This is a genomic window from Blastococcus brunescens, from assembly GCF_035320885.1.
GTDB classification, from domain to species: domain Bacteria; phylum Actinomycetota; class Actinomycetes; order Mycobacteriales; family Geodermatophilaceae; genus Blastococcus_B; species Blastococcus_B brunescens.
Genome location: NZ_CP141261.1, coordinates 60512 through 85095, shown reverse-complemented (window position 1 = coordinate 85095; position 24584 = coordinate 60512). Strand labels below are relative to the sequence as shown.

The following is a 24584-nucleotide window of genomic DNA, read 5'->3' as shown; positions in this document are numbered from 1 at the left end:
GATGCCGATCGAGACCCTGAAGGTCGGCAGCGTGGGCACGCTGCACACGCTCGGACTGGCCCACGAGAAGGGCGCCCGCTACGTGCTCGCCTCCACCTCCGAGGTCTACGGCGACCCGCTGGAGCACCCGCAGCGCGAGGAGTACTGGGGCAACGTCAACCCGGTCGGCCCGCGCGGCGTCTACGACGAGGCCAAGCGGTTCGGGGAGGCCCTCACCACCGCCTACCGGACGTCGAAGGGCACCGACACCGGGATCGTGCGCATCTTCAACACCTACGGGCCGCGGATGCGCGCCGACGACGGCCGCGCGATCCCGGCGTTCGTCGGCCAGGCGCTGGACGGCCGCTCGCTGACCGTGGCCGGCGACGGCTCCCAGACCCGGTCGATCTGCTACGTCGACGACACCGTCCGCGGCATCCTCGCGATGGCGTTCTCCGGCCACCCCGGCCCGGTGAACATCGGCAATCCCGATGAACTGTCGATGCTGCGGCTGGCCCGCTGGATCGCCGAGCTGACCGGGTCGGAGTCACCGATCGAGTTCATCGACCTGCCCGTGGACGACCCGAAGGTGCGCCGCCCCGACACCACCCGCGCCGAGACCCTGCTGGGCTGGCGGCCCACGGTGCCGTCGGAGTCGGGTCTGCGGCGCACCGTGGAGTGGTTCGCCGCTCAGCGCGAGCGCACCGCCCTTCGCGCCGGGTGAGGGAAACGACACGCGGAGTTCGCTGCCGGGGCATCTAGGCTGTCGGTTGCGGGCTCGGGGGAGCCGCACACCCCCGAGTCGACCACAGAGAGCGAGCATGGGCCGCCACGCCGATCCCACTGCCACCCGCCGCAGGGCGCCCCTCCCCCTCCTCGTCGCCGCCGGCATCGTCGTCCTGCTGATCGCCGGCGGTCTGGTCTGGTGGCTGTCGGGCTCGGAGGCCTGCGAGGTCCGCGAGACGGTGGCGGTCACCGTCGCCCCGGAGCTCGAGCCCGTCGCCGAGGAGCTCCTCGCGGAGCCGGTGGAGCTCGACGGCGGCGTGTGCGCGGTGGCGGAGGTGACCGCGCAGGAGCCCCTCCAGACCGTCGGGGACCTGGCCGCGCTCGAGGACGGGGCGCTGCCCGACCTCTGGGTGCCCGATTCCTCGCTGTGGGTCGCCCGCGCCGGCGACGCAGCGCTGGAGGCGGTGGGATCCGTCGGCTCGTCCCCCGTGGTGCTCGCGACCAGCCGGGAGGCCGTCGAGGCGCTGGGCTGGGCCGGGGCCGCACCCGGCTGGGGCCAGGCCCTCGCCGGCGATCAGGCCCTCGCCGTGCCCGACCTCGCGACCAGCGCCGAGGGGCTGGCCGCGCTCAGCGCCGTCCGCGGCGCCCTCGGCGGTGGTGAGGACGCCGACAACGCCGTCGTCCAGGCGGTCCTCGCGGCCCAGCGCGGACCGGCGATCTCGGCCGCCGAGGGTCTGGCCGCCGGCCGGGACGGCGGCGTGGACGCGCCGCTGGTGCCGGTGAGCGAGCAGGAGGTGTACGCCTCCAACCAGGAGACCGAGAACTCCTCGCTGGTGGCCGTCTACCCCACCGAGGGCAGCCCGTCGCTGGACTACCCGATCATGCGGGTCGGCTCCCCTCCGGGGATGCGGCCACAGCCGTCGACGGGGTGGTGCGCCGGCTGACGTCGGACACCGCGCGCACGGCCGCGCTCGACGCGGGTTTCCGCGACCGCGACGGCTCGGCCGCCGCCGACGCCGCCGACGCCGGGATCCAGCAGATCGCCCCGCCGGCGGTCGAGCTCGACCCGGCCGGCGTCCAGACGCTGCTCGGGCGGCTGTCCAGCCTCGCCTTGCCGTCCCGCATCCTCGCGGTCTTCGACGTGTCGACGTCCATGGAGGCGCCGGCCGGTGGCGGGACGCGCGCCACCCTGGCCCGCGACGCCGCCAAGGCGACGCTCTCCCTCGTGCCGGGCAACTACGCCCTCGGCCTGTGGGTGTTCGCCTACCAGCTCGAGAACGGGCAGGACTGGGTCGAGCTGGTCCCCACCCGGGAACTGGACGCCGACGCCGAGGGCCGGCCGCAGCGCGACGTCCTCGACAGCCAGCTCGACAGCATCCCGGGACGGCTGACCCCCGGCGGGACGGGGCTGTACGACACCACCCTGGCCGCGGTGCGGGCGGCGCGCGAGGACTACGACCCGACCGCGGTCAACAGCGTCCTCGTGCTCACCGACGGCACCAACGAGGACGACGCGGGTGGGATCACGCTGGAGAACCTGCTGATCCAGCTCGCGGCGGAGGCCAACCCCGAGCGGCCGGTCAAGGTCATCGGCGTCGCGCTGGGCCCGGACGCCGACCTGGCGGCGCTGGAGCAGATCGCCGAGGCGACCGGCGGCGAGGCCTACTCCGCGGTGGACCCGGCCGACCTGCAGACAGTGCTCTTCGACGCCCTCCGCCAGCGCGGCTGACAGCACCTCCCCGGAAGCTCGTGCTCTGCCCCGCTCAGCGGGGCAGAGCACAAGCACCCGAGGTCACCTCGTCGGCAGGGCCTCGATGACCTCGTCGACGGTGATCCGCCTGAGTGCGGGGTCCAGGTCGGCACCCCACGGGTCGCCGCTGCCGTCCCCGTGCCAGAGGACGACGTGCTGCGGCCGCGCCGGCGGCCCCCACAGCGCGGGCGACACCGGCCCGAACAGCACCACCGAGGGACGGCGGTAGGCGCTGGCCAGGTGCGCGACCCCGGTGTCGCCGCAGACCACCACGCGGGCGGCGGCGACCACCGCGGCGAGCTCCAGCGCCGACGTCCGGCCGGCCAGCACCGCCTCCTCCCCAGCCCGGCGGCGGCCGCGACCGTGCGTGCCAGCTCGACCTCCGCCGGGCCACCGGTGATCCGCACGTCGTGCCCGGCGTCGGCGAGGTGACGGGCGACGGCGACGAACCGGTCCGGGGGCCAGCGCCGTCCCGGATGGGCCGCGCCCGGGTGCACGACGGACGCTCCGGCCACCGTGGACGGCACGGGCGGGACGGCGAGGTCGAGCGCGTCCGGGTCGGCGGTCACGCCGAGGCCCTCGGAGACCAGCCGGCACCAGCGCACCACCTCGTGCTCGTCGGCGTACCAGGTCGGGCCCGGGTAGCCGGGGCTGTCGAACGTGAGCAGCCGGTCCGGCTGGAGGTCGGCCACGATCACGTGCGACGCCGGGCCCTTGCCGTGCAGGTCGACGGCGAGCTCCGGCGGCGGTCCGGACCAGTCCAGCGGCTCCAGCTCCCGGGCCGGCAGCACCTCGTCGACGACGTCGACCAGCTCCGCCAGCGGGCGCAACGCGGTCGTCGTCGCCAGGACCAGCCGGTGCTCCGGTACCGCGGCCTGGATCGCCCGCAGGGCCGGCACACCGGTGAGCAGGTCGCCGAGCCCCAGCGGCCGCAGCACCACCGCAGCCGGCCGGCCGCTCATGCCCGGGATCGCGCGACCAGCGACGTCGTGGAGTGCCCGTCGAGGTAGGGCAGGACGACGGCCTGGCCGCCCCAGGTCCGCAGCACCGCGGCCTCCGGGAGGTCGGCGCCGGCGTAGTCGCCGCCCTTCGCCCACACATCGGGCCGCAGCCGCTCCAGCACCGTCGAGGGGTGTCCTCCTCGAAGACGACGACGGCGTCGACGAACTCCAGCGCCTCCAGCACCCGCGCGCGGTCGGATGCCGTGACCAGCGGCCGGCAAGGGCCCTTGAGCCGGCGCACCGAATCGTCGGAGTTGATGCACACGACCAGGCAGTCGCCCAGGCCGCGGGCGGCCCGCAGCGTGGCGACGTGGCCGGGGTGCAGCAGGTCGAAGCAGCCACCGGTGGCGACCACCGTCCCGCCCGACGCCCGCACCCGGGTGAGCAGCGCGTCCACCGACGTCGCGGCGGCGCCGTCCGGCTCGCTGCGCGCCTCCGCGTCCCAGGCCGACGCTCCCCGCCCGCCACGAACGCCGAGGCCGCCGCCACGGCCGCGGCCACCGCCTCACCGGTCACCGCGCCGTCGGCCAGGGCGAGGGCGGCCGCGGCGGCGAACGAGTCGCCGGCGCCGCAGGGGTCCCCCGCTGACGGGGACGGCCGGTACGACCATCGGTGCCCCCTCGCCGTAGGACAGCAGCGCCCCCGGGCGCCCAGCGTGATCGCGACCGCGCCCACGCCCCAGCTCCGGATCAGCTCCTCGGCGCGCGCGCCGATGGCGGCCAGACCCTGACCGGTCACGCCGGAGGCCACCCGGGCGGCCTCGGCGCCGTTCGGCGTCACCAGCCGGGCGTTCGGCACCGGGTCGGCGCCGCGTGGGTGCGGGTCCCAGACCACCGGTCCGCGGGCCGCGGCCAGGGCCGCGCGGACGTCGGGCGCCGCCGTCGTCCCCCGGCCGTAGTCGGCGACCAGCACGGCAGCGGCGTCCCGGATCGCGGAAGCCGCCTCGTCGGGCAGGGCACCCAGCGTCGCGACCGGCGAACCGCTGTCCAGCCGGACGACGGAGTGGTCGCCGACCCGCACCCGCTGCTTGACCGCGGTTCCTCCGCTCGACGGGATGGCCAGCAGCCGCACCCGTCCGTCGAGCAGCGCGCGCAGGCGGCGCGCGCCGTCGTCGGTGTCGATCGGGGCGACCAGCACCACCTCGCGCGCCGACGCCGCCGCCGCGATCGCCGCAGCCAGGGCCGCACCACCGGGACGCTCCCGGGTCTCGACGTCCTCCACGACGGGCACCGGCGCGTCCGGGGAGAGCCGGGACGCCGTCCCGACGAGGTCGACGTCGAGCAGCGCGTCACCGACGACGACCAGCGGCCCCGTCACGACGCGCTGCCGAGCGTCGGGCCGCTGGGCACCCGCGAGGGCTCGGCGAGGACGGCGGCGTCGAACGCGGCGCACACCAGGTGCAGCGCCACCAGATGGCACTCCTGCACCGTCGCCGTCCACGGGGAGTCGATGCAGACGGCGTCGTCGGCCGCGGCGGCCAGCGGGTTGGGCGCCGGCCCGGTGAGCGCCAGGACGGTGATCCCGCAGTCGCGGGCCCGCCGGGCGGCGGCCACCGCGTTCGGGGACCGGCCCGAGGTGGACAGCACGACCAGCACGTCACCGGGGCGCCCGTGCGCCTCCACCTGGCGGGCGAACAGCTCGTCGGCCGGGTAGTCGTTCGCGATCGCGGTCAGCGACGAGGTCTCCGCGGTCAGGCAGATGGCGGAGAACGGCGGCCGGTCGGCGCGGTACCGGCCCACCAGCTCGGCGGTCAGGTGCTGCGCCTGCGCGGCGCTCCCCCGTTCCCGACGGCCAGGAGGCGGCCACGGGCCTCGCCGCACAGCACGTCGGCCAGCCGGCGTCCCCACCGGTCGAGCGCCTCCAGCTGCGAGTTCAGCGACCCCAGCGCGACGGTCAGCGAGGCCACGTGGTCGGCGCCGGTGAGGTGCGTGCAGGTGTCCGGGGCGGGCACGTCAGCCACCACGTTCTCGAAGAAGGAGTGCGGGGTGACGCTCATCGGGCGACCTCCACGGGAGAGCGGCGGGCGAGCACCTGCCGGTAGACGGTGTCGGTGTCCGCGACGACGCGGCTCCAGCGGTAACGGCTGCGCGCGCGCCGCACCCCGGCCGCGCCGTAGGCCGCACGGCGCTCGTCGTCGGCGAGCAGGGCGGCCAGGACCTCGCCGAGCCGCGCCGGGTCGCGCGGGGGACGAGGTCGCCGGTGACGCCGTCGACGACGGAGTCCTGCAGCCCGCCGACGGCGGTGGCGACGACGGGACGGCCGCAGGCCATGGCCTCCAGCGGCGTGATGCCGAACGGCTCGTACCAGGGGACGGCGAGGACGACGTCGGCCGAGCGCACCCAGGCCGGGACGTCGGCGCGGGCCACCGAGCCGGCGAACACCAGCCGATCCCCGACGCCCGCCTCCGCCGCGATCGCCCGCAGCCGGCGCACCTCCGGATCACCGTCGACCGCGTCGGTCGGCGGCCCGCCGACCACGACCAGCTCGGCGTCCGGGACGGCGCGCAGGGCCCGCACGGCGTCGTCCTGGCCCTTGCGCTCGACCAGCCGGCCGAGGACCAGCAGCCGCTTCCGCTCCCCCGGGGGCCACCGGCCCGCGCGGGGTGAACACCGCGGTGTCGACGCCGCACGGGACGATCGAGACGCGGTCGCTGGGCAGGCCGAGCCGGCGGAGCTCGAAGACCTCGTCGGAGCAGGTGGCCACCACGTGGCTCACCTCGCGGCACAGCCCGCGCTCGAGGTCGATCCGCTCGGCGGGCGAGGTGTCCGCGTCGCCCTGGTGCCGGCGCTTGACCGAGCCGAGGGCGTGGAAGGTCTGCAGCACCGGCACCGGTGAGAGCAGGCTGGCCGAGGCCTCCACCGACGCCAGGCCGCTCATCCAGAAGTGCGCGTGCACGACGTCCGGTCGCGCGGCCGCCCACCCGTGCCGGAGCACCCGGGCGAAGGCCGGCATGTGCTGGAGCAGCTCGTCCTTGGGCAGCGCCTCGGGCGGGCCGGCGGTCACGTGCACGACGTCGTAACCGTCCGGGGTGACCACCCGCTCGGGGAGCGAGGCGTCGTCGCGGCGGGTGTGCACGGTGACGTCGCGCCCGCGCTCGGCGAGACCGGCGGCCAGGGCGGCGACGTGCACGTTCTGCCCGCCGGCGTCCACCCCGCCGATGGCTGCCAGCGGGCTCGCGTGCTCGCTGACCAGGTCGATCCTCATGGGGTCACCTCCTCGAGCAGTGCATCCCAGTCGCGGAGGAACCGGGGAAGCCCGTACCGCTCCAGCGCGACGGCACGCGCCGCCTTGCCGGCCAGCCGGGCGGCGTCCTCGTCGTGCAGGAAGTGCCGGACCGCCTCCGCCAGCCGCTCCGGGCGGGTGGACAGCACCCCGCCTCAAAAGGCACGGCCTCGACGGCCTCGGTGGTGGCGAGCCCGACGACCGGCATGCCCAGGTGCATTGCCTCCAGCAGCGAGAGCCCGAGGGAGGTCCAGCGCACCGGGTGCACGTAGACGCGGCGGCGGGCGAGCTCGGCGTGCATGGCGGCCTGCGGCGGGTCGTCGAACAGCTCCACGCGCCCCGGGTCCAGGCCGTACTGCTCGTGCAGCCCGGTCAGCCCCATGCCGAAGACGTCGAGCGGGGCGGCCTGCGCGAGCCCGGGCAGCAGGTCGGCCCCGACCGTACGGCCCCGGCGGACCGGCTCGTTGACGACGACGGCGGCCCGCGCGAGCTCGCCGGTGTACCGCTCCCCCGGGTCGACGATGCCGTGCTCGATGACCGTCGTCGGGGCGCGGCCGTTGTCGTAGAAGAGCCGGTTGAAGTGGGTGACGTGCGCGATCGGGATGTCGTCGCGGTCGGCCAGCGGATGCCGGGTGTGCGGCACCGGGCCGTCCTCGGGCTCGAGTCCGGGCGCGTTGTGCTCGAGGAAGACGGCGGGCAGGTCGCGGCCGGGTTCGCGGCCCAGCCAGGCGCGCACGAGGTCGAGGTCGCGGGTCCGCTGCAGGACGACGACGTCGACCTCCTCCCCGCGCAGCGCCTCGGGGTCACCTCGCGGGCAGAGACCGGCCAGTCCCAGGTGCGGGCACGGCCGAGGCCGTCCGGGTTCCGGTCCGGGGTCACCGGGATCAGGTACTCGTGGTCGCCCTGGACGAACGCCGTCGTCCAGGAGCCGTGCACGTGCCAGACGAGGATCTTCACGTTCTCCCTGGATCGTCACCGCCGCCTCCCGGGAGACGGCGGGGGTGCGGAGGACGGCCGGCTGTTCGACCGTGACGAGCTTCTCGACCGCGGCGACGACGTCGTGCGCCGTCACCGAGGTCAGGCAGGGGTGGCCGGGCACGGGGCACTCGCGCGCCCGGGTGTTCCGGCAGGGGGCGGACTGGTCGCCGAGCAGCACTGTCGGCACGCCGTAGGGCGCCCACCGCTGCGCCGGGACGACCGGGGCGAACAGGGACACCACCGGCGTCCCGACGGCGGCGGCCAGGTGCGCCGGGCCGGTGTTGCCGACGACGACGGCCGCTGCGCCGTCGAGCAGCGCGGCCATCTGCGCCAGCGTGGTGGCCCCGCCGAGGTCGGCGCCCGACGTGCCGGCGACGGCGGCGGTCAGCTCCCGCTCCCCGGGCCGCCGGTCACCAGCACCCGGTGCCCGGCGGCGGTCAGCGCCCCGACCGCCTCCGCGCAGCGCTCGGCCGGCCAGGCCCGCGCCGGTACGGACGCCCCGGGGTGCAGGACGATGTATCCCGGCGACAGGTCATGGCCCCCGGCCGGTGCTGCGCCGGCGGGAGCGGCCGCCGGACCGAGAGGCGGCCGTCGTCCCCTCGGGCAGGTCGAAGCCGGCCGCCCGCGCCAGGGACAGCGCCCGCTCCGGCTCGGGGAGGTCGTCGGCCACCCGGTGGCGGACGTCGAGCAGCGAGCCCGGGTAGTCGACGCTGATCGCCGAGATGCGCGGCACCCCGGCGGTGCGCAGCAGCAGCGCCAGCGGCAGCGGCGACTGGTGGAAGGAGGTGGAGACGACCGCCTCGTCGGGCGCCAGCGCGCGGACGCGGTCGGTCAGCTCCGCGAGGTCATCGGCGTCGACCGGGGGCGGGTTCCCGAGGATCCACGGGCACCGCCAGGTCCAGACCTCGTCGACCCCGGGCAGCAGGGCCGCGGCCTCGGCACCCGCCGGGCCGGCGAGGAGCACCACCCGGTCGGCTCCGGCGGCGACCGCCCGGACCAGCGGCCCCTGCAGCAGCACGTCGCCGGCATTGTCGAGCCGGGCGACGAGCACGGTGCGGCTCACCACGTGCCGCCCAGGACGTCGTCCACGGCGGCGGTCAGCGTCGGCGCCACGTGCGGCGCCGCGTCGACCTCGGGCTTCCGGGTCACCGGTGTCGGCACCATGATCCCGGCCGCCCCGGCCGCGGCCGCGGCGTCGACGTCCGCCCCGATGTCCCCGACGACCACGCAGCGGGACGGGTCGACGTCCAGCTCGGCGCAGGCCGCCTTGACCATGCCGGGTGCCGGCTTGCGGCAGTCGCAGCCGCCGTCGGGGCCGTGCGGGCAGTACTGCAGCGTGTCGAACGGGCCCAGCAGCTCGTCGAGCCGGGCCATGCAGGCGTCGACCTGCTCGCGGGTGATCAGCCCCGCGCGACGCCGGACTGGTTGCTCACGACGCCGACCCGCACCCCGCGCGCCCGCAGCCGGTCCAGCGCCTCCTTCGCGCCGTCCACCGGACGTACCCAGGCGGGGTCGCCGTTGTAGGGAAGTCGTGCACCAGCGTGCCGTCGCGGTCGAACAGCACCAGGTCGGGGAGCCCCTTCCAGCGCTGCACCCCCACGTGCCGGACGACGCCGCGCAGCCAGTGCCAGGTCGCCAGCGCCGGGATCAGCGCGCTGGTGAGGGCCATCCTGGCCACCTCGTCGCGGGTGCGCGGGCCAGGCGCGATGCGGGCCCACGCGAACTCCGCCGTCCCGGCGAGCCAGACGGCTGCAGCGGACGTGGCGGCCCGTGGCTTCCCGGCGACGGCGAACCCGACGGCGGCCAGGGCGGCGGCGGTGACGGCGGTGTGCTGCGGGCGGCGGCCGAGCGCGGCGTCGGCCCGGTTCCGCCAGTGCGGCCCGTGCAGCCGGCGCATCAGGACGTCGTCGGCGTTGCCGGCCTGCACGCGGACGCTGATCCACCGGTCGGCCGGCCGCACCGGGTGGGTGATCCACCGCTGCCCGCGGACCAGGCGCGCGCCGGTGTCCATGATCCGCAGCGCCAGGTCGGAGTCCTCGCGGAAGGCGCGGGGGAAGCGCTCGTCGAAGCCGCCCACCGCGGCCAGCGCGGCGCGGCGGTAGGCGAGGTCCGCGGTGATCCAGCTGCTCGTGGCCAGGCCCGCGGTGCCGCGCTCCCAGTCGGTGGGACGGCGGTCCTCGGGCAGCGGCACCCGCACCCGGCCCTGGCTCCCGGCGACGTCGGCAGGCAGGGCCGCCAGGTCCTCGGCCAGCCGCTCGTACCAGTCGGGATCGGGGACGACGTCGTCGTCGAGGAAGGCGACCCACTCGGTGCCGGCGGTGCGCCAGCCGAGGTTGCGGGCGCACGCCGGGCCCCCGCCGCCGGTGCGGACGACACGGACCGCGGGCAGGCCGGGGCGCTCCGGCCGCAACGGGGCACCGGCGGGCCGGTCGTCGACGAGGATCAGCTCAGCTGGCCGCGGCCCCGGGGCCGCGGCCAGAGCGTCGAGGAGCACGTCGAGGGAGGGCCGACCGATGGTCGGGACGACGACGCTGCTCCGCTGGAGCACCGGCGGCACGAGACGCCTCGTGCCCGATCGTGTTCCGGGAGAAACACTACGGGCTTGAAGCTTTGCCCGAGGGTGTCAGCGCCGGCCGCGCGCCGCCGCCGACACCCGAGCCAGGGCATCGGTGACCAGCGGCGCGTCGTCCCCGAGCATGCTCAGCAGGTGCGCGACGAGGTCGTCGTGCGTGGCGGCCGCCTGCTCGACGCGCTGTCGGCCGGCCGGCGTGAGGCGGGCGTGCAGCAGCCGTCGGTCGGTCCCACCTCGCTCGCGCAGGACCAGCCCGTCGGCGACCAGCCGGTTCACCGTGCTGGTGACGCCGGCCCGGGACAGGCCCAGCGCCTCGGCGAGCTGACCCATGCTGGCCCGTGCGCCCGGGGACTCGGCCACGCGGCGGAGCGCCTCGAAGGCGGTGAGCGACAGACCGTGCTGGCGGTGCAGCGCGGAGTCCACGCGGTGGGTGATCCGGTCGTGCACCTGCACCAGACGCAGCCAGGTCTCGGCCGGGCGGGGCGTCGCACCGGGGACGGCCCCGGCATCGCGTGGGATACCGCGGGCGAGCGCGTCGTCCGGCCGGGGCACCCTCCATCGTCGCCGACGGCGGCCTCAGGCGCTCCCGAACACGGCGTGTCGGCGTGCGCCTCGCCGTCCGCCGGCGACGGAGACCAGCCCGGACACGCTGCCCACGAGGGCGAGCGCGGCGGCGCTCAGCGGGACGAGCTCGGTCCAGCCGTCGGTGGCCACCACGTTGTCGGCCCCGGCGACCTGCAGTTCGACGTCGGCGACCACGGCGGACCGCGCGCCGACCAGGTCGACGGTCGTCCGCCCTGCGGCGGCGCCGTCGGGGATCCGGATCTCGGCCTCCACCTGGCCGTCGGGGCCTGCGGTCGCGGTGCCGAGGAGGGCGCCGCCGTCGTGCAGCGCGATGGTGACCCGCTCGCCGGGCAGGAAGCCGGCCGCCTCGAGCGTCACCGTCCCGCCGGGGCTGACCCGGGTGGGGGCTCGGGGTCCTCCGCCGGCACGGGTACGGCTGGCGAGCGCGACGGCCGCGAGGGCGTCGTCCGGGTCGGGCTGGTGGACGGCGTCCCGGACGTCGGGCCCGCGCCGGCCTCCGCGCCGGTGCGTGGCGGGGCCGTCGCCGTGGCGGACGGGGACGTGCTGGCCGGCGGCACGGGTTCCGGCGTCGTGGGCCGGGCGACGGCGGCGCAGTCCTCCTGGGTCGGCCGGGTGAAGCTGTACTCCACGAGCTCGTCGACGTAGCCCGACCCGTCGGCCGCGGTAAACTCGAGGCGCCCGTCGATGGTCTCGCCCCAGGCGACGTCGCCGCTGCGCAGGACGACGCTCCCGCCGGGCTGGAGCTGCGCCTCGTCCTCGCCGGACGGCGTCCTGGTGGTCGAGAGCCGCACGGCGTAGGGGCCGTTCCGGCGACGACCTGCACGACGAGGCCGCCGGGCTTGCAGCTCGGGCCGTGCGTCACCCGGGCGTCGGGGCGGGTCGGGTCGTCGAGCGCGGCCGCCGGGCCGGCGGTGGCCAGCGCGGCGCCCAGGACGAGGAACACGAGACTCGTGAGCAGGCCGGCCGATCGACGGTGGGCCGTCACGCGCTGTTCGGCGACGAGCCCGCGGGTGGTTCTGATACTGCTCCCCATGCGGCGCAACTACGTGGTGCGTTTCGCTCGGAATGATGACGGATGTGACGCTTCGTTGCCAGCCCGTTACTGGTCAGTCGGGCGTGTCGCGCGGCGTGTCGACGATGTCGAGCCATCGGGGTCCGCTCCCGGGCCTGAGATGCCGGTCACTACGGTGGCCGGGTGGATGAAGCAGCGGGCCGTCGTCGGCAGAACGAGGTCTACCGGGCCGGCGTGTACGGCCATCTCCCGCGGGTGCCCGTGGCGGCCCGCAGGCTGCAGGACGCGGCGAAGAAGGCGCTGAACGCGCGGGCGTACGCCTACGTCGCGGGCGGCGCGGGCGACGAGGGCACGCAGCGGGCGAACCGGGCGGCGTTCGACAGGTGGGCCGTCGTCCCACGGGTGCTGCGCGACGTGAGCAGCCGGGACACCTCCGTGGAGATCTTCGGCCGGCGCATCCCCGCGCCCCTGCTGCTGGGGCCGGTCGGCGCGCTGGAACTGGTGCACGACGAGGCCGACCTGGCGGTGGCGCGCGCCGCGGCGTCGACCGGCGTGCCGATGGTCTTCTCCAACCAGGCGTCGTACTCGATGGAGCAGTGCGCCGCGGCCATGGGCGACGCGCCGCGCTGGTTCCAGCTGTACTGGTCGACGTCGGACGAACTGGTGGAGAGCCTGGTCGGCCGGGCCGAGGCCTCCGGCTGCGACGCGCTGGTCGTCACGCTGGACACCACGATGCTGGGCTGGCGGCCCCGGGACCTCGACCTCGGGCACCTGCCGTTCGCGCTGGGCAAGGGCATCGCGCAGTACACCTCCGACCCGGTGTTCCGCCGACTGGTCGAGGAGAAGGTCACCGCCGGCGGTCCGAAGGAGCCCCAGCCCCGTCCCACCCCGCGGCGGTGCGGGCGCTGGTCAGCATGGCCAAGGCCTGGCCCGGCTCCTTCCGGGACAACCTGAAGTCCCCGCTCCCCGGGCCGCCGTCGAGACCTTCCTGGGCATCTACTCCCGGCCCTCGATCACCTGGGACGACCTCGCCTGGCTGCGCTCGAGGACGCGGCTGCCGATCCTGCTCAAGGGCGTGCTGCACCCCGACGACGCGCGCCGCGCGCTCGACGAGGGCGTGGACGGGCTGGTCGTCAGCACCCACGGCGGCCGGCAGGTGGACCGCTCGATCTCCGCGCTGGACGCACTGCCGGAGGTGCTCGGTGCGGTCGCCGGCCGGGCGCCGGTCCTGCTCGACAGCGGGATCCGCAGCGGCGCCGACGTCTTCACCGCCGTGGCGCTCGGCGCGACCGCGGTGCTGCTCGGCCGGCCGTTCGCGTGGGGCCTCGCGCTGGCCGGCGAGGACGGGGTGCGGCAGGTGATCTCCGACGTCGTCGGCGAGTTCGACCTCACCCTCGGCCTGACCGGGCACACCGCCGTCGACCAGCTCTCCCCGACATCCTCCGCCGCGTCGGCTGAGCCGGCCCGGTCCGCTGCCGGGGTGCCGAGCCGGCGAACCGGGGACGACGTCGGGCACGACGGGAGGTGCCCCGCGTGGGCCGGGAGACTCGGCGGCATGCCTCCCCCGTCTGCCGGCCGCCGTCGCTGGGACCTCCTGGTCGTCGGAGCCGGCACGGCGGGGCTGATCGGCGCGCAGACCGTGGCCTCGCTCGGCGCGCGGGTGCTCCTCGTGGAGCCGACCGGTTCGGCGGCGACTGGCTGTGGACCGGATGCGTCCCGTCCACGGCGCTGCTCGCGGCGGCGAACGCCGCGGCCGAGGCTCGCGCCGCCGACCCCTCGACGTCGACGGGGTGCGCGTCGACGTCGAGGGGTCCTGGCGCACGTCCGCCGCGCGATCTTCAGCCGGCTCGTCGTGGACGGCCGCCACCGGATCCGGGACGCGACGGTCGTCGGACCGCGGGCCGGTGAGGCGCTGGCCGAGTTCACCCTGGCCGTGATCCAGGGGCTCTCGACGTCCGACCTCACGAGCGCCATCCATCCGTACCCGCCCTATGCCGACCCGCAGTGGAACGCCGCGATCGGGGACGCCCGCGGACGACTCGCCCACCCAGCCGCCCGGGTCGTCATCGGCGGGCTGCTCCTGGCCCGCAGAGCTCTCCTCGCCACGCGCCGCTGATCCGCGGGCCGGGGCCCGGGACACGCCGGGCACGACACACCGGGCGGGGGTTGACTGTCGGTATGACCAGGCTCACAGTGGTCCGTGGGGCGGGAGAGCCGGCTAATGAGTGGCTATCCACTGCTGGATAGACCGACCAACGCGGCCAGACCGTCAGGCCCGGCCTCCCGCCCCCACACACTCCCCGCCCGTCAGGCCGGCGGTTCCGACGTGGGCGCCGGGGCACTCGGCGCGGCGGATTCGCGGGCAGCGGGCGGCGGTCCAGCAGACGACGTGGGCTCCGGCTGCGGTTCCGGAGTGGGCTCCGGCTGAGGTTCCGGAGACGGTTCCGGAGACGGTTCCGGAGACGGCGTCGGCTCCGGCTGAGGTTCCGGCGTCGGCTCGGGTGCCGGCTCCGGCTCCGGCTCGGGCGTCGGCTCCGGGACGGGCTCGGGTTCAGGCGTCGGAGTCGGCTCGGGCGCGGGTTCCGGAGCGGGCTCCGGCGGCGGCTCGGGGGCCGGCGGCGGCTCGGGGGCCGGCGGCGGAGGCGGCGGAGGCGGCGGAGGCGGCGGAGGCGGCGGCGCCCAGTTGGCGCCATTGCTGACCAGCACCCGGACGGCTGTGTCCGTGCGGATCGGCGTCCCCGCGCCCGGATCGAGGCCCAGGACGACACCCGGACGGCGGCCGCTGTCCACCGGCACCACCGTGCCGGTCAGACCGGCGCCCGCAAGGAGCCCGAGGCAGCGATCGTCACCGGCACCGGCGCAGCCGGCCGGGATGACGCGCAGGGCCCCGGCGACGTACTGCGGGTCCGCCGGCGGGAAGGGCACGGCCGGGCGGGCGCCCAGCACCGGAGCCAGGGCGTCGTGCCAGATGCCGGCGGCCTTGCCACCACCGAAGCCGCCCACGTCCCGGTTGGCGACCGGGTCGTACACCATCACGCTGGCGGCGATCTGCGGGGTGTATCCGACGAACGCGATCGAGTAGTTGTCCTGCGTCGTCCCGGTCTTGCCGGCGATCTGGTGGCCCGGGATGTAGGCGCGCGCTCCGGTCTGGCCGGGGTGGCCCGGCTCCACGTCCTTGCGCAGCGCCTGGGTCAGGGTGTGCGCGATCCCCGGGGCGACGACCTCGGGGGTGCATCCGGCGCCCTGTCCCACCGGGTGGCCGTTCCCGTCGAGGATCGGCTCGCCGTCCCGGTCGAGGACCCGCAGCACCGGCGTCGGCGCGCAGTGCGTGCCGCCGGCGGCCAGCGTCGCGTAGGAGTTGGCCAGCGCCAGCGGGCTGGTGGCCTCCGCGCCGAAGGTGAACGAGCCCCGGTTCTCGGCCACGATCCGGTCGGCCACGGGATCGAGGGAGGTCAGGCCCAGGCGCTGGGCCATGCGGACCGGCCCTCGACGCTGCCGAGCTGGTCCTCGAGCGCCAGGAAGTAGGTGTTGGAGGACATGTACAGCGCGCGCTCCATGTCCAGCGTGCGCGGGTAGCGGCCGGCGTTCTGCACGTCGTAGAACCCGTCGCCGTCCCGGTAGACCGTCGAGACGTAGGGATCGGACGTGGTGAGCTCGTGCCGCAGGCCGAACCCCGCCTCCATCGCGGCGGCGGCCGTGAACACCTTGTACGTCGACCCCGCGCCCTGCCCGGCGGCCAGGTTGAGGTTCACCGTCGTCTGCGCGGGGTCGGTCTCGTCGAGCCCGTAGACCCGGTTGACCGACATGGCCAGCACCCGACCGGTGCCCGGCTCGATCGCCGTGTAGATGCCGGCCCGCGGGTCGCCGATGGCCAGGGTGTTCAGCACGGCGGCGTCGCCGGCCCGCTGCATGGCGGGGTCGAGCGTCGTCTCGACGGTCAGGCCCGCACCCTCGAGCTGCCCCGTGGTCAACCCGAGGGTGCCGGTCAGGTGGCTGAGCACGTAGTCGCAGAAGAACGCGCCGACGGTGGCCTCGGCGCAGCCCCGCGGGGGCCCTGCCCCGGTGTGAGCGTCACCGGTGCACGGCGGGCCTCGTCGGCGGCCGCCTGGTCGACCATGCCGAGCTCCAGCATCCGCCCGATGACGACGTCGCGGCGCTCGGTCGCCCGGTCCGGGGCGACGAACGGGTCGTACCTCGTCGGGCTCTGCACCAGCCCGGCGAGTGTGGCGGCCTGCGCGACGGTCAGCGCATCCGGCGTCACGTCGAAGTAGGTCTCGGCGGCGGCGTGGACGCCGTAGGCGCCGGCCCCGAAGTACACGCGGTTGAGGTAGCGGGTGAGGATCTCGTCCTTGCTGAAGTTCCGCTCGAGCCCGAGCGCGATCTGCGCCTCGCGCAGCTTCCGGCCCAGCGTCTGCTCGATCGCGGCCTCGCGCTCGTCGGTCGCGTCCGCGGTCTGCAGCCGGATCTGCTTGACCAGCTGCTGGGTCAGCGTCGACCCGCCCTCGACGACCTCGCCGGCGACCACGTTGCGCACCAGCGCGCGGCCGAGGCCCTTGCCGTCGACACCCTCGTGGTCGAAGAAGCGGGCGTCCTCGATGGCGACGAGCGCGTCTTTCATCACCGGCGCGATGGCCTCGCCGGGCACGACCGTCCGGTTGCGTTCGTACAGCTCGGTGATCAGCGAGCCGTCCGCGGCGAGGATGCGGGTGTTGCCGGGCGGAGTGCTGAAGATGAGGTCGGCCTCGACCGGGCTCAGCAGGTCGTCGACGTAGTCGGTCCCCTGGCGACGCCGCTCAGCACCGGGAGGGCGAGGCCTGCGACCAGGGCTCCGGCCGCCAGCACGGCCAGGGCGAGCTGCACGAGGGTCTCCGGCCGACGGCTGCGGGCGGGCGCCGGGTCGGGCTCGACCCCGGGCAGCAGCAGACCACCAGCGTGGGGACGGGGCGACACACGACTCCTTCGACGACACGGCGAACGTGCCCGCCGATCGACGGGCCCGTTCTGCTCTGCCCGCCCGCCCGCTACCTCGTGCACGATCCAGCGGGCTGTCATCGAACAGCAAAGTGCGGAACCCCGTCCCCGCTGGAGCCGTCATGTCGTCGCAAGATTCCGGCCCCGGACGGGTGACGGTCACGGAGCCGCGGCTTCCGGGCCCACTGTCGGGCGAGCGCGGGTTCGGCTCCACGAGGCCCTGCTGGGTCTGTTGCCCTACCCCGCGTACCTGCACAAGCCCGCGATCGCGAGACCCGAGTCATCACCGATGACGAGATCCTGGCTGCTCGCCTGCCTCCTGACACACCCGTGCGTCGACTGCAGTGCGGCGGACCCTGCCGTCCTGGAGTTCGACCACCGCTCGACCGAGACGACGACGGCGGCGGTCGCTGTCCTCGCGCGGTTCGGCTATCCGCTCCAGCGGATGCAGCGGGATGGCCGAGCTGTGTGACGTTCGCTGCGCCAACTGTCACCGGCGCCGAACGCACGCCCAGCGTGGATGGTGGGCCGCATCCGTCGGGATCGAACGGGTGCGAGCCGTCGACCCCGGGTCGGGCACCGCCTGACGACTCCGGGCCGGCGAGTGCGCCGCAGATGCGGGACGCATGAGCAGGTTGCGCAACGCCGGCCCTGGATCATCGTTCCCAGAAACGAACCTGCGCGCCTCTCCCGTCGGAGAAGCGCGCAGGTCGGTGTCTCAACCAGACGTGCACCCGAAGGGATTCGAACCCCTAACCTCTTGATCCGTAGTCAAGTGCTCTATCCGTTGAGCTACGGGTGCCGGTGTTCAGTTGTCGTGCGCGGAGGCTCCGGGATTTGAACCCGGGATGGGGATTAACCCAAACCGCATTAGCAGTGCGGCGCCATAGACCGGACTAGGCGAAGCCTCCCGGGGCTCGAGTCACCTCGTAACCACCGAGGAGGAAGACTACCAGCGGCCCGGAGCCCCTCCCAGCCCGGGTCGCCGACATCGCCGTCCCGCCAGGCATAGGTACCTATACGTGCGTCCGGCGCTGCAGAACGCAGGTATAGGTACCTATGCCTCGACGCGGGGGCGGTCAGGCGGCCACGGACTCCCGCGACAGGCCGACGTCGACAGCCGCCCGCCGGCCGGGCACCAGCGTGACGACGACGGCGAGCGCCGCACCCGCCGTCGCGAGCACCAGGCTCCCCGGCACCCCTGCCGGGCCCTCGATCAGCGCGCCGCCCAGCGCCGCACCGATCGCCGAGGCGCCGACGGTGATCGTCGACAGCCAGGTGAACGCCTCCGTGGTGGCATGCACCGGGGCCATCGAGCCGACCAGCGTGTTCTGCACGGTGAGCGTCGGAGCGATCGCCGTCCCGCCCAGGAACAGCAGCACGCCCAGCGCCCACGGACTGGAGATCCAGGCCAGCGGCGCGAGCCCGATCGTCACGCCGAGCAGCAGCAGGCGGTACTGGCGCGGCAGCGAGGTGCTGAGCACGCGGGCGCCGAACCAGAGCCCGCCGATGACCGAGCCCAGTGACCACACCGCGAGGAGCAGACCCGAGAGTCCCGGCGAGCCGGTGGAGTCGGCGAACGCCGGGATCGCGACCTCGAGCGCGCCGAAGCCGAGCATCAGCGCGGCGCCGCTGAGCAGCAGCCGGGGCATGCCCGGGGTGAGCACCGTGGAGAACAGGCCGGCCCGGGCGCCGACCACCGGCTCGTAGGCGCGGGTGGCCGCCGACGTCGCGATGCCGAGTGCCCCGATGACGCCGAGCACGCCGGCGAGACCCACGGCGGCAGCCGGGCTGACGAACACCGCGAGCGCGGCCACGAGCGACGGGCCCGCGACGAAGACCAGCTCGGTGGCGGTGGCGTCCAGCGCGTAGGCCGTCGGGCGCACCCGGACGTCGACCCGCGACCACAGCGCGCGCACGGTCCCCGACACCAGCGGCGTCGCCATGCCGGCCAGGCCGGAGGCGGCGATCACGACGGCGTTCCCGCCGTCGCCCAGGACGACGGCCACCAGCAGTGCGAGCAGCAGCGGATAGGCACCGGCCTGCGCGAAGAGGATGGGGCGGGGCCCGCGGCGGTCGGCCAGCCGGCCGAGGACGGGGGCCATGACGGCCGACGCGACACCCAATGTGGCGGCAGCGAGCCCGGCGATGGCGTAGGAACCGGTCTGCTGTTGCACCATCAGGAGCAGCGCGAGCGGCACCATGGCCGACGGCAGGCGTCCGGTGAAGCCGGCGAGGAGGAGGACCGGGGCGGAGGGAAGCCGCCACACGGACAGGTAGGCACGCACGGAGAACTCGTTTCGGACTGCAGGGAAGGGAATCTGTAGGCGGTCAAAGACAGTTGACCACCTACGCAGGGCCGAGGCTATCACCCATCGGTAGGGAGTCACATGGATTACGACACCTACGGGTCGACCGCCGTCGAGCTGGCCATCGAACTGGCCAACGCCGACCGCACCGACCCGGAGTGGGCGCGCGCCTTCCTGGGCTCCCACGACGACTGGTTCACCCCGGGCACGCCCCTGGAGCTGTCCCCGGCGAGACGCACAAGGCGGGGGCCACCGCCCAGCTCATCCGCGCCGTCGCCCTGGCGCAGACGCAGGACGACGTCCTCACCCGGCTCAACGAGCTGCTGACGCTGGCCCGCCCGCGCCCGTACGCCACCGATCACGACGGCGAGCTGCACCTGCACTACGCCCGCCCCGACGCCCCGGTGCTCGAGCAGCTGACGACGACGGTGGCGATGGGCCTGTCGCAGGTCGTCGTCCAGCACGGCTGGCAGCGGCTGGGCGTGTGCTCGGCGGAGAACTGCGACGACGTCTACGTGGACACCTCGCGCAACGCCAGCCGCCGGTACTGCTCCAACACCTGCGCCAGCCGGTCGACCGTGGCCGCCTACCGCGCCCGCCAGAAAGCCTGACCCCGGCGCCCCATCGTGATCAGGTCTCCTGATCGAATTGGGTCCTCCCTCGCGGTCGACGGTGAGGGGGACCCAGAACGATCAGGGACCCTGATCAACAGCGGGGCCCGGCGCGGGGGTTAGCGTCCGCCCGTGGCCTCGCCCCGGCAGCTCGACCGACGGCTGCACGCGTTCATCGCCCGCCTCCCCATGACGCCGGCCGACCGCTGGCTGCGGCGGCTCTCCACCGCGGCGAACCACGGCCGGCTCTGGCTGGCGGTCGCCGCCGCGCTCAGCGCCAGGAAGGGCCCGCTTCGCCGGGGGCGGTCCGCGGCGCCGGCTCGATTGCGTTCTCGAGCCTGCTGGTCAACGCCGTCCTCAAGCGGCTGTTCGGCCGGGTCCGGCCGGACCTGGAGAACCTGCAGATCCACCGGCGGCTGCGCCGCGAGCCGGGCAGCCTGTCGTTCCCGAGCGGGCACTCCTCCTCGGCGGCGGCCTTCGTCACCGGCCTGGCCCTGGAGAGCCCGGCGGCCGGCGCGGCGCTGGCCCCGGTGGCGCTGGGCGTCGGCTACTCGCGGGTGCACGTGGGCGTGCACTACCCGGGGACGTCGTCGCGGGGCTCACCGTCGGCGCCGCCGTGGCGGCCGCCACCCAGCACTGGTGGCGGATCCGGCCGACGGAGCCGACCGAGGTCGGCGACGCCTCGGAGGCGTAGCGCCCCCGCTCACCGTGTACTGCTGCCGCGCCGAGTGCGCGGGCGCCTAGCCTTCGCGGCGTGATGCGATGGCTGTGCGCCTGCGTCGTCGCAGCCGTGCTGAGCGGCTTCGCCGGCCTGCTCCTCACCGGCCGCTACATCAACGACGGGCCGGTGCTCATCACGCTGGCCGCCACCCACGGGCTGCACGCCGGCGACCTGTTCGTGGTCGCCGGATGGCTCGCCGCCATGACGGCCCTGGCGCTGCTCACCACCCGCCAGGGACGGCGGCACGGCGGCTGACGTTCCCCGCGCGGGCGCCGGTGCCGATCGCTACGGTCGGGGCAGGGATTGCCTCCGCGATCTTGTGGGCAGTGCACGGCGCAACGCACCCGAGGTACCGAGGGAAAGAGGACACCATGCTGGTTCGCCGGATCGCCCGGCCCCTGCTCGCCGCTCCGTTCATCTACGGCGGCATCAGCACCCTGCGCAAGCCGCAGGACCGCGTGCCCGGGGCCGCCCCGGTCGTGGAGAAGATCGCGGAGACCGCCGACAAGCAGCTGCCGGTCCAGGTGCCGCGGGACGTCGAGCAGTACGTCAAGGCCAATGCCGCCCTGCAGGTGGGTGCCGGTGCGCTGTTCGCCCTCGGGCGGCTCCCCGGCTGACCTCGCTGGCGCTGGCCGGGTCCACCGTGCCGACGACGCTGGCCGGTCACCGCTTCTGGGAGGAGGACGACCCCAAGGTCTCCTTCGAGAAGATCGCGCACTTCGTGAAGAACCTGGGGCTGATCGGCGGTCTCCTGCTGGCCACCGTCGACACCGAGGGCAAGCCGTCGGTCGGCTACCGGGCCCGGCGCGCGGCCAAGCGGGCGGCGAACAGCACCGAGAAGAGCTTCGAGAAGGCGCAGAAGCGCGCCGCCAAGGCGCAGAAGCAGGCCCAGAAGCGCGCGAGGAAGGTCAAGAGCTGAGCACACCGCTCCCGCCCGCGGCCGCGCTCCGGAGGATCGCCTTCCTCCTGGAGCGCGCCCGCGAGCCCAGCTACCGCGTGCAGGCCTTCCGCACGGCCGCGGCAGTGGTCGACGGGCTGAGCGACGACCAGCTCGACCTCAAGATCCGCACGAACACGCTCAAGGACCTCAGGGGCGTGGGGCCGAAGACGGCGGCCGTGGTCGTGCAGGCGCACAAGGGGCAGGTGCCCGAGTACCTCACGAAGCTCGAGGACGCTCACGCCGAGCTGGCCCCGATGGCCGACGACGTCGCCGAGTTCCGGGCCGCCCTGCGCGGCGACCTGCACCTGCACTCCGACTGGTCCGACGGTGGCAGCCCGATCCGCGAGATGGCCGAGACCGCCATGGCGATCGGCCACGAGTACATGGCGCTCACCGACCACTCCCCCGGCTCACCGTCGCCAACGGGCTGACCGCCGCGCGGCTGGAGAAGCAGCTCGACGTCGTCGCCGAGCTCAACGCGGAGCTCGCGCCGTTCCGGATCCTCACCGGCATCGAGTGCGACATCAACGTCGACGGCAGCCTCGACCAGTCCGACGAGCTGCTCGGCCGGCTCGACGTCGTCGTCGCCAGCGTGCACTCCGACCTGCGCGCGGACTCCACGGCCATGACGGCGCGGATGCTCACCGCCGTCGCCAATCCGCACACCGACGTCCTCGGGCACTGCACCGGCCGGCTGGTCATCGGCCGCCGGCAGCGCAACGGCGAGCAGAAGCCGCGACCGGAGAGCCAGTTCGACGCCGAGGCGGTGTTCAGCGCCTGCGTCGAGTTCGGCACGGCGGTGGAGATCAACTCCCGCCCCGAGCGGCTCGACCCGCCGAAGCGGCTGCTGAGCCTGGCCGTCGATCTCGGCTGCGAGTTCGCGATCGACACCGACGCGCACGCGCCCGGTCAGCTCGACTGGCAGTACAACGGTGTCGAGCGGGCGATCGAGTGCGGTGTCCCCGTGGAACGTGTGATCAACACGCGGCCGGCCGACAGTCTGCTCGACCGGGCCCGCTGAGCGGGCCTCGGCGGCGCCCGTCGCCCGGCCGACGCCGAGGTTTCTCGCGAGGGACGCCCCGAGCCCGCCCACCAGGCCCTTCTCCTCGCTACGGTGCCGCGTGTCCGGACGGCACCCACTGCGGAGCCGGGGAGCGGAACAGCGGGGGCGCATGGATCGGCTCACGTACGCAGGCTTCCCGTCGGCTCGGCGTACCGCTCCCGCGGGCGGCACCGGGGAGCCGCCGGAGCGGCTGCGGATCCTGCACGTCAGCGAGGCCTACGGCGGTGGTGTCGAGACGCTGGTGCGCCAGTTCACCAGCCAGCAGGCGGCCCGCGGCCACGCCGTGCACCTCCTCGCGCCGCCGGGGATGGCCGACGTCCCCGGCGTCGCGCGGAGCACCTGGACGCCGCGCCGGAGCCGGCCCACGTCGGTCGGCCCGGCACTGGTCGCCCTGGGACGGGCGGTGCGGGAGCACCGGCCCGACGTCGTCCACCTGCACTCCTTCGTGGCCGGGTTCCTCGGGCGCCTGCCGGGGCGTGCGCTCGTCAGCATGGACGTGCCGCTCCTGTACCAGCCCCACGCCTGGTCGTTCGAGGTGTTCGGTCGGCGCTCGGCGGCGGTCGCGCTGCGGACCTGGGAGCGGTGGGCGGCGCGGCGGACCGACCTGCTGCTGACGAACTGCTCGGACGAGGTGCAGGAGGGTCGCCGAGCCGGGGTGGACACGAGCGCGCGGGTGCTCGGGGTCGGGGTCGATCTGGCGGCGTTCACGCCGGTTCCCGAGTCGCACCGGGTACGCGCCCGGCACGACCTCGGCCTGTCGTCGCCGCACGTCGTGCTCTGCATGGGGCGACTGGCACACCAGAAGGGCCAGGACCTTCTGGTCACCGCCTGGGAGCGGCAGCGGCCGCCCGACACGGTGCTCGTGCTGCTCGGCCCCGGCGACCCCGAGCCCCTGCGCGACCTGGCTCCCACGCAGTGGGGCGCACGGTGCTGGCCGTCGGCGGCCAGGACGACGTGCGCCCGTGGCTGTGGGCCAGCGACCTCCTGCTCATGCCGTCGAGGTACGAGACGGTCGGCCTGTGCGTCGCCGAGGCCATGGCCTGCGGGGTGCCCGTGGTCGCCACGGCCGTCAACGGCGTCCGGGAGACGGTCGGGTCGGGCACGGGAGAGGCGGCCGGAGCGGTCGTGCCGGTCGGTGACATGACTGCGCTGCTCGCCGAGACGGCGCGGCGCCTCGCCGACCCCGGCTGCGCCGGGCGGAGGGCGCCTGCGGCCGGGCGCGTGCGGAGGAGTCGTTCCGACCCGAGCTCCTCGCGGACCGGCTGGAGAAGGCCTACCGCGACGCCGTCCGGGCGCACGGCCGCAGCACCGGCGAGGGGAGACGACCTCATGACCGACCGCAGGATGCCCACGTTCCTGGTGGCCGGGGCCGCCCGTTCCGGGACGACGGGCCTGGTGGAAGGACTGAGATCGAACCCGGGGGTCTTCGTCACCTCCCCAAGGAGCCGCACTACTTCGCGCTGCACGGCCAGAGCCCGGACTTCCGGGCGCCCGGCGACGCGCAGACGATCAACAGCGTGGCGGTGACCCACCGTCAGGCCTACCTCGACCTCTACCCGCCGTCGTCGGCGCACGTGGCACTCGGCGACGCCTCGGTCTCGACGCTGTACTACCACGAGCGGGCCCTGCCGGAGATCCGGGCGGTCAACCCGGACATGCGGGTGGTCGTGCTGCTGCGCGAACCCGTCGCGCGGGCGTACTCGAGCCACCAGTACCTGCGCGCCCGTGGCTTCGAGCCGTGCGAGGACTTCCTGACCGCCGTCGCCGACGAGCCGCGGCGACGGGCGGAGAACTGGCACCACTTGTGGCACTACACCGGCATGAGCCGGTACAGCGACGGGTTGGCCGCGATGCAGGCGCAGCTGCCGCCGGAGAACGTCCGGGTCTGGTTCTACGACGACCTCGAGCGCGACTTCGCGGGCACGGTCACGCAAGTGCTGAGGTTCATCGGCGCCCCGCCGGTTCCAGGCGAGGGCGAGCAGATCCCGCGGGTCAACACCTCCGGCACACCACGGTTCGAGCCCGTGCAGCGCGCGATCTGGTGGGCGACCCGCCACGAGGCGCTGCGCAGCGGGGTCAAGCGAGTCACCTCCTTCCGGTTCCGCGAGCGCGTCCGGCGCATGACGCTGCGCCGGGAGGGGCCC

The 24584-nt window shown here is 75.0% G+C and carries 32 protein-coding genes, 2 tRNA genes and 5 pseudogenes; 16 read left to right on the top strand and 23 right to left on the bottom strand.

The features are described 5' to 3' along the window. The first annotated feature begins 1 nt into the window (after nucleotide 1). The 3 genes from U6N30_RS00575 (at nucleotide 2) to U6N30_RS00565 (ending at nucleotide 2434) form a co-directional block, all read left to right on the top strand. Nucleotides 2-703, top strand: a complete 702-nt coding sequence (locus tag U6N30_RS00575; RefSeq protein ID WP_324275718.1) for an NAD-dependent epimerase/dehydratase family protein — start codon at nucleotides 2-4, stop codon at nucleotides 701-703. Nucleotides 704-800: 97 nt separating this feature from the next. After that, a complete protein-coding gene (locus U6N30_RS00570; RefSeq protein ID WP_324275717.1) occupies nucleotides 801-1649 on the top strand; it encodes a substrate-binding domain-containing protein in 849 nt (282 codons plus the stop codon). Further along, complete coding sequence (locus tag U6N30_RS00565; RefSeq protein WP_324275716.1) at nucleotides 1634-2434, top strand: vWA domain-containing protein; 801 nt, start codon at nucleotides 1634-1636, stop codon at nucleotides 2432-2434. Before U6N30_RS00570 ends, U6N30_RS00565 begins: the two co-directional genes overlap by 16 nt. Before the next feature lie 63 nt (nucleotides 2435-2497). Here U6N30_RS00565 and U6N30_RS00560 read toward each other — a convergent pair whose 3' ends face one another. From U6N30_RS00560 to U6N30_RS00490, 15 genes and pseudogenes are all read right to left on the bottom strand, one after another. Beyond that, nucleotides 2498-2746 (bottom strand): glycosyltransferase family 9 protein, encoded by a 249-nt coding sequence (locus U6N30_RS00560; protein WP_324278587.1) that lies wholly within the window; start codon nucleotides 2744-2746, stop codon nucleotides 2498-2500. A 110-nt stretch (nucleotides 2747-2856) separates the two neighbouring features. Then, nucleotides 2857-3417: pseudogene (locus tag U6N30_RS00555) on the bottom strand (glycosyltransferase family 9 protein); the annotation flags it as partial. A gap of 217 nt (nucleotides 3418-3634) precedes the next feature. Further along, nucleotides 3635-3811, bottom strand: a pseudogene (locus tag U6N30_RS00550) (adenylyltransferase/cytidyltransferase family protein); the annotation flags it as partial. Nucleotides 3812-3981: 170 nt separating this feature from the next. After that, a pseudogene (locus tag U6N30_RS00545) lies at nucleotides 3982-4773 on the bottom strand (PfkB family carbohydrate kinase); the annotation flags it as partial. Further along, nucleotides 4770-5195 carry a D-sedoheptulose-7-phosphate isomerase gene (locus tag U6N30_RS00540; RefSeq protein ID WP_324275715.1) on the bottom strand — a complete coding sequence of 142 codons (426 nt, stop codon included), beginning with the start codon at nucleotides 5193-5195 and terminating at the stop codon, nucleotides 4770-4772. The gene U6N30_RS00540 and the pseudogene U6N30_RS00545, both read right to left, overlap by 4 nt. 11 nt (nucleotides 5196-5206) lie before the next feature. After that, nucleotides 5207-5452, bottom strand: a complete 246-nt coding sequence (locus U6N30_RS00535; RefSeq protein ID WP_324275714.1) for a hypothetical protein — start codon at nucleotides 5450-5452, stop codon at nucleotides 5207-5209. Then, nucleotides 5409-6002 carry a glycosyltransferase gene (locus U6N30_RS00530; RefSeq protein ID WP_324278586.1) on the bottom strand — a complete coding sequence of 198 codons (594 nt, stop codon included), beginning with the start codon at nucleotides 6000-6002 and terminating at the stop codon, nucleotides 5409-5411. The genes U6N30_RS00535 and U6N30_RS00530 overlap by 44 nt, the downstream gene beginning before the upstream one ends. Further along, nucleotides 5896-6660, bottom strand: coding sequence for a glycosyltransferase (locus U6N30_RS00525; RefSeq protein WP_324275713.1), 765 nt, complete (start codon nucleotides 6658-6660; stop codon nucleotides 5896-5898). The genes U6N30_RS00530 and U6N30_RS00525 overlap by 107 nt, the downstream gene beginning before the upstream one ends. A gap of 4 nt (nucleotides 6661-6664) precedes the next feature. Then, nucleotides 6665-8044 carry a glycosyltransferase family 9 protein gene (locus U6N30_RS00520; protein WP_324278585.1) on the bottom strand — a complete coding sequence of 460 codons (1380 nt, stop codon included), beginning with the start codon at nucleotides 8042-8044 and terminating at the stop codon, nucleotides 6665-6667. 144 nt (nucleotides 8045-8188) lie between these two features. Next, a complete protein-coding gene (locus U6N30_RS00515; RefSeq protein WP_324275712.1) occupies nucleotides 8189-8722 on the bottom strand; it encodes a glycosyltransferase family 9 protein in 534 nt (177 codons plus the stop codon). Next, nucleotides 8716-9030: an HAD-IIIA family hydrolase gene (locus tag U6N30_RS00510; RefSeq protein ID WP_324275711.1), complete on the bottom strand. Its 315-nt coding sequence runs from the start codon at nucleotides 9028-9030 to the stop codon at nucleotides 8716-8718. Before U6N30_RS00510 ends, U6N30_RS00515 begins: the two co-directional genes overlap by 7 nt. Before the next feature lie 55 nt (nucleotides 9031-9085). Continuing rightward, entirely contained in the window at nucleotides 9086-10213 is a 1128-nt protein-coding gene (locus U6N30_RS00505; RefSeq protein WP_324275710.1) for a glycosyltransferase family 2 protein, read from the bottom strand. Nucleotides 10214-10279: 66 nt separating this feature from the next. Further along, nucleotides 10280-10780, bottom strand: a complete 501-nt coding sequence (locus U6N30_RS00500) for a MarR family winged helix-turn-helix transcriptional regulator (RefSeq protein WP_324275709.1) — start codon at nucleotides 10778-10780, stop codon at nucleotides 10280-10282. A 24-nt stretch (nucleotides 10781-10804) separates the two neighbouring features. After that, entirely contained in the window at nucleotides 10805-11170 is a 366-nt protein-coding gene (locus U6N30_RS00495; protein ID WP_324275708.1) for a hypothetical protein, read from the bottom strand. Continuing rightward, complete coding sequence (locus U6N30_RS00490; protein ID WP_324275707.1) at nucleotides 11167-11604, bottom strand: hypothetical protein; 438 nt, start codon at nucleotides 11602-11604, stop codon at nucleotides 11167-11169. The genes U6N30_RS00495 and U6N30_RS00490 overlap by 4 nt, the downstream gene beginning before the upstream one ends. Nucleotides 11605-12008: 404 nt before the next feature. On the opposite strand from U6N30_RS00490, the gene U6N30_RS00485 reads away from it, so the two are divergent. Both U6N30_RS00485 and U6N30_RS00480 read left to right on the top strand, forming a co-directional pair. Next, a complete protein-coding gene (locus U6N30_RS00485) occupies nucleotides 12009-12779 on the top strand; it encodes an alpha-hydroxy-acid oxidizing protein (RefSeq protein ID WP_324275706.1) in 771 nt (256 codons plus the stop codon). Next, the gene (locus U6N30_RS00480; RefSeq protein WP_324278584.1) at nucleotides 12751-13941 is read left to right on the top strand and encodes an alpha-hydroxy-acid oxidizing protein; all 1191 of its coding nucleotides are present in this window, start codon (nucleotides 12751-12753) and stop codon (nucleotides 13939-13941) included. The genes U6N30_RS00485 and U6N30_RS00480 overlap by 29 nt, the downstream gene beginning before the upstream one ends. A gap of 191 nt (nucleotides 13942-14132) precedes the next feature. On the opposite strand, the gene U6N30_RS00475 is transcribed toward U6N30_RS00480, so the two are convergent. From U6N30_RS00475 to U6N30_RS00460, 4 genes are all read right to left on the bottom strand, one after another. Then, entirely contained in the window at nucleotides 14133-15299 is a 1167-nt protein-coding gene (locus U6N30_RS00475) for a penicillin-binding transpeptidase domain-containing protein (RefSeq protein ID WP_324275705.1), read from the bottom strand. Further along, entirely contained in the window at nucleotides 15278-15826 is a 549-nt protein-coding gene (locus tag U6N30_RS00470; protein ID WP_324275704.1) for a penicillin-binding transpeptidase domain-containing protein, read from the bottom strand. The genes U6N30_RS00475 and U6N30_RS00470 overlap by 22 nt, the downstream gene beginning before the upstream one ends. Further along, on the bottom strand, nucleotides 15811-16470 hold the full coding sequence (locus tag U6N30_RS00465; protein ID WP_324275703.1) for a transglycosylase domain-containing protein: 660 nt from the start codon (nucleotides 16468-16470) through the stop codon (nucleotides 15811-15813). The genes U6N30_RS00470 and U6N30_RS00465 overlap by 16 nt, the downstream gene beginning before the upstream one ends. A 107-nt stretch (nucleotides 16471-16577) precedes the next feature. Further along, complete coding sequence (locus U6N30_RS00460; protein WP_324275702.1) at nucleotides 16578-16775, bottom strand: hypothetical protein; 198 nt, start codon at nucleotides 16773-16775, stop codon at nucleotides 16578-16580. Nucleotides 16776-17028: 253 nt separating this feature from the next. On the opposite strand from U6N30_RS00460, the gene U6N30_RS00455 reads away from it, so the two are divergent. Continuing rightward, nucleotides 17029-17268: a hypothetical protein gene (locus tag U6N30_RS00455; protein ID WP_324275701.1), complete on the top strand. Its 240-nt coding sequence runs from the start codon at nucleotides 17029-17031 to the stop codon at nucleotides 17266-17268. A 257-nt stretch (nucleotides 17269-17525) separates the two neighbouring features. Here the strand turns inward: U6N30_RS00455 and U6N30_RS00450 are convergent. From U6N30_RS00450 to U6N30_RS00440, 3 genes are all read right to left on the bottom strand, one after another. Next, nucleotides 17526-17598: transfer RNA gene (locus U6N30_RS00450), tRNA-Arg, on the bottom strand. Between the two features lie 20 nt (nucleotides 17599-17618). After that, nucleotides 17619-17707 (bottom strand) — tRNA-Ser (locus U6N30_RS00445). Between the two features lie 168 nt (nucleotides 17708-17875). Next, nucleotides 17876-19084, bottom strand: a complete 1209-nt coding sequence (locus U6N30_RS00440; protein ID WP_324275700.1) for an MFS transporter — start codon at nucleotides 19082-19084, stop codon at nucleotides 17876-17878. Between the two features lie 179 nt (nucleotides 19085-19263). Here U6N30_RS00440 and U6N30_RS00435 point away from each other — a divergent pair, with 179 nt between their 5' ends. The 10 genes and pseudogenes from U6N30_RS00435 to U6N30_RS33005 all read left to right on the top strand — a co-directional run. Then, nucleotides 19264-19716: a CGNR zinc finger domain-containing protein gene (locus U6N30_RS00435; RefSeq protein WP_324275699.1), complete on the top strand. Its 453-nt coding sequence runs from the start codon at nucleotides 19264-19266 to the stop codon at nucleotides 19714-19716. 80 nt (nucleotides 19717-19796) lie between these two features. After that, nucleotides 19797-20474, top strand: a complete 678-nt coding sequence (locus tag U6N30_RS33020; protein ID WP_422678174.1) for a phosphatase PAP2 family protein — start codon at nucleotides 19797-19799, stop codon at nucleotides 20472-20474. Next, a complete protein-coding gene (locus U6N30_RS00430) occupies nucleotides 20471-20692 on the top strand; it encodes a hypothetical protein (RefSeq protein ID WP_324275698.1) in 222 nt (73 codons plus the stop codon). The genes U6N30_RS33020 and U6N30_RS00430 overlap by 4 nt, the downstream gene beginning before the upstream one ends. A 116-nt stretch (nucleotides 20693-20808) precedes the next feature. Continuing rightward, nucleotides 20809-21054: a hypothetical protein gene (locus tag U6N30_RS00425; protein WP_324275697.1), complete on the top strand. Its 246-nt coding sequence runs from the start codon at nucleotides 20809-20811 to the stop codon at nucleotides 21052-21054. A gap of 26 nt (nucleotides 21055-21080) precedes the next feature. Beyond that, nucleotides 21081-21356 (top strand): hypothetical protein, encoded by a 276-nt coding sequence (locus U6N30_RS00420; RefSeq protein WP_324275696.1) that lies wholly within the window; start codon nucleotides 21081-21083, stop codon nucleotides 21354-21356. 77 nt (nucleotides 21357-21433) lie between these two features. Beyond that, nucleotides 21434-21808 carry a PHP domain-containing protein gene (locus tag U6N30_RS00415; protein WP_324275695.1) on the top strand — a complete coding sequence of 125 codons (375 nt, stop codon included), beginning with the start codon at nucleotides 21434-21436 and terminating at the stop codon, nucleotides 21806-21808. Continuing rightward, on the top strand, nucleotides 21694-22398 hold the full coding sequence (locus U6N30_RS00410; protein ID WP_324278583.1) for a PHP domain-containing protein: 705 nt from the start codon (nucleotides 21694-21696) through the stop codon (nucleotides 22396-22398). The genes U6N30_RS00415 and U6N30_RS00410 overlap by 115 nt, the downstream gene beginning before the upstream one ends. 151 nt (nucleotides 22399-22549) lie before the next feature. Then, nucleotides 22550-23128: pseudogene (locus tag U6N30_RS33015) on the top strand (glycosyltransferase family 4 protein); the annotation flags it as partial. Beyond that, a complete protein-coding gene (locus U6N30_RS33010; protein ID WP_422678173.1) occupies nucleotides 23023-23967 on the top strand; it encodes a glycosyltransferase family 4 protein in 945 nt (314 codons plus the stop codon). The pseudogene U6N30_RS33015 and the gene U6N30_RS33010, both read left to right, overlap by 106 nt. After that, nucleotides 23958-24353 (top strand): annotated as a pseudogene (locus U6N30_RS33005) (sulfotransferase); the annotation flags it as partial. The gene U6N30_RS33010 and the pseudogene U6N30_RS33005, both read left to right, overlap by 10 nt. Here the strand turns inward: U6N30_RS33005 and U6N30_RS00400 are convergent. Continuing rightward, a complete protein-coding gene (locus tag U6N30_RS00400; RefSeq protein WP_324275693.1) occupies nucleotides 24332-24529 on the bottom strand; it encodes a hypothetical protein in 198 nt (65 codons plus the stop codon). The pseudogene U6N30_RS33005 and the gene U6N30_RS00400 sit on opposite strands and share 22 nt — an antisense overlap. Nucleotides 24530-24584 lie beyond the last annotated feature (55 nt).

Bases quoted from the DNA above. Each gene is read 5' to 3' on its own strand.
- U6N30_RS00575 (WP_324275718.1), top strand. From the start codon at position 2: ATGCCGATCGAGACCCTGAAGGTCGGCAGCGTGGGCACGCTGCACACG.
- U6N30_RS00570 (WP_324275717.1), top strand. From the start codon at position 801: ATGGGCCGCCACGCCGATCCCACTGCCACCCGCCGCAGGGCGCCCCTC.
- U6N30_RS00535 (WP_324275714.1), bottom strand. From the start codon at position 5,452: ATGAGCGTCACCCCGCACTCCTTCTTCGAGAACGTGGTGGCTGACGTG.
- U6N30_RS00525 (WP_324275713.1), bottom strand. From the start codon at position 6,660: ATGAGGATCGACCTGGTCAGCGAGCACGCGAGCCCGCTGGCAGCCATC.
- U6N30_RS00510 (WP_324275711.1), bottom strand. From the start codon at position 9,030: ATGGCCCGGCTCGACGAGCTGCTGGGCCCGTTCGACACGCTGCAGTAC.
- U6N30_RS00475 (WP_324275705.1), bottom strand. From the start codon at position 15,299: ATGGCCCAGCGCCTGGGCCTGACCTCCCTCGATCCCGTGGCCGACCGG.
- U6N30_RS00425 (WP_324275697.1), top strand. From the start codon at position 20,809: ATGCTGGTTCGCCGGATCGCCCGGCCCCTGCTCGCCGCTCCGTTCATC.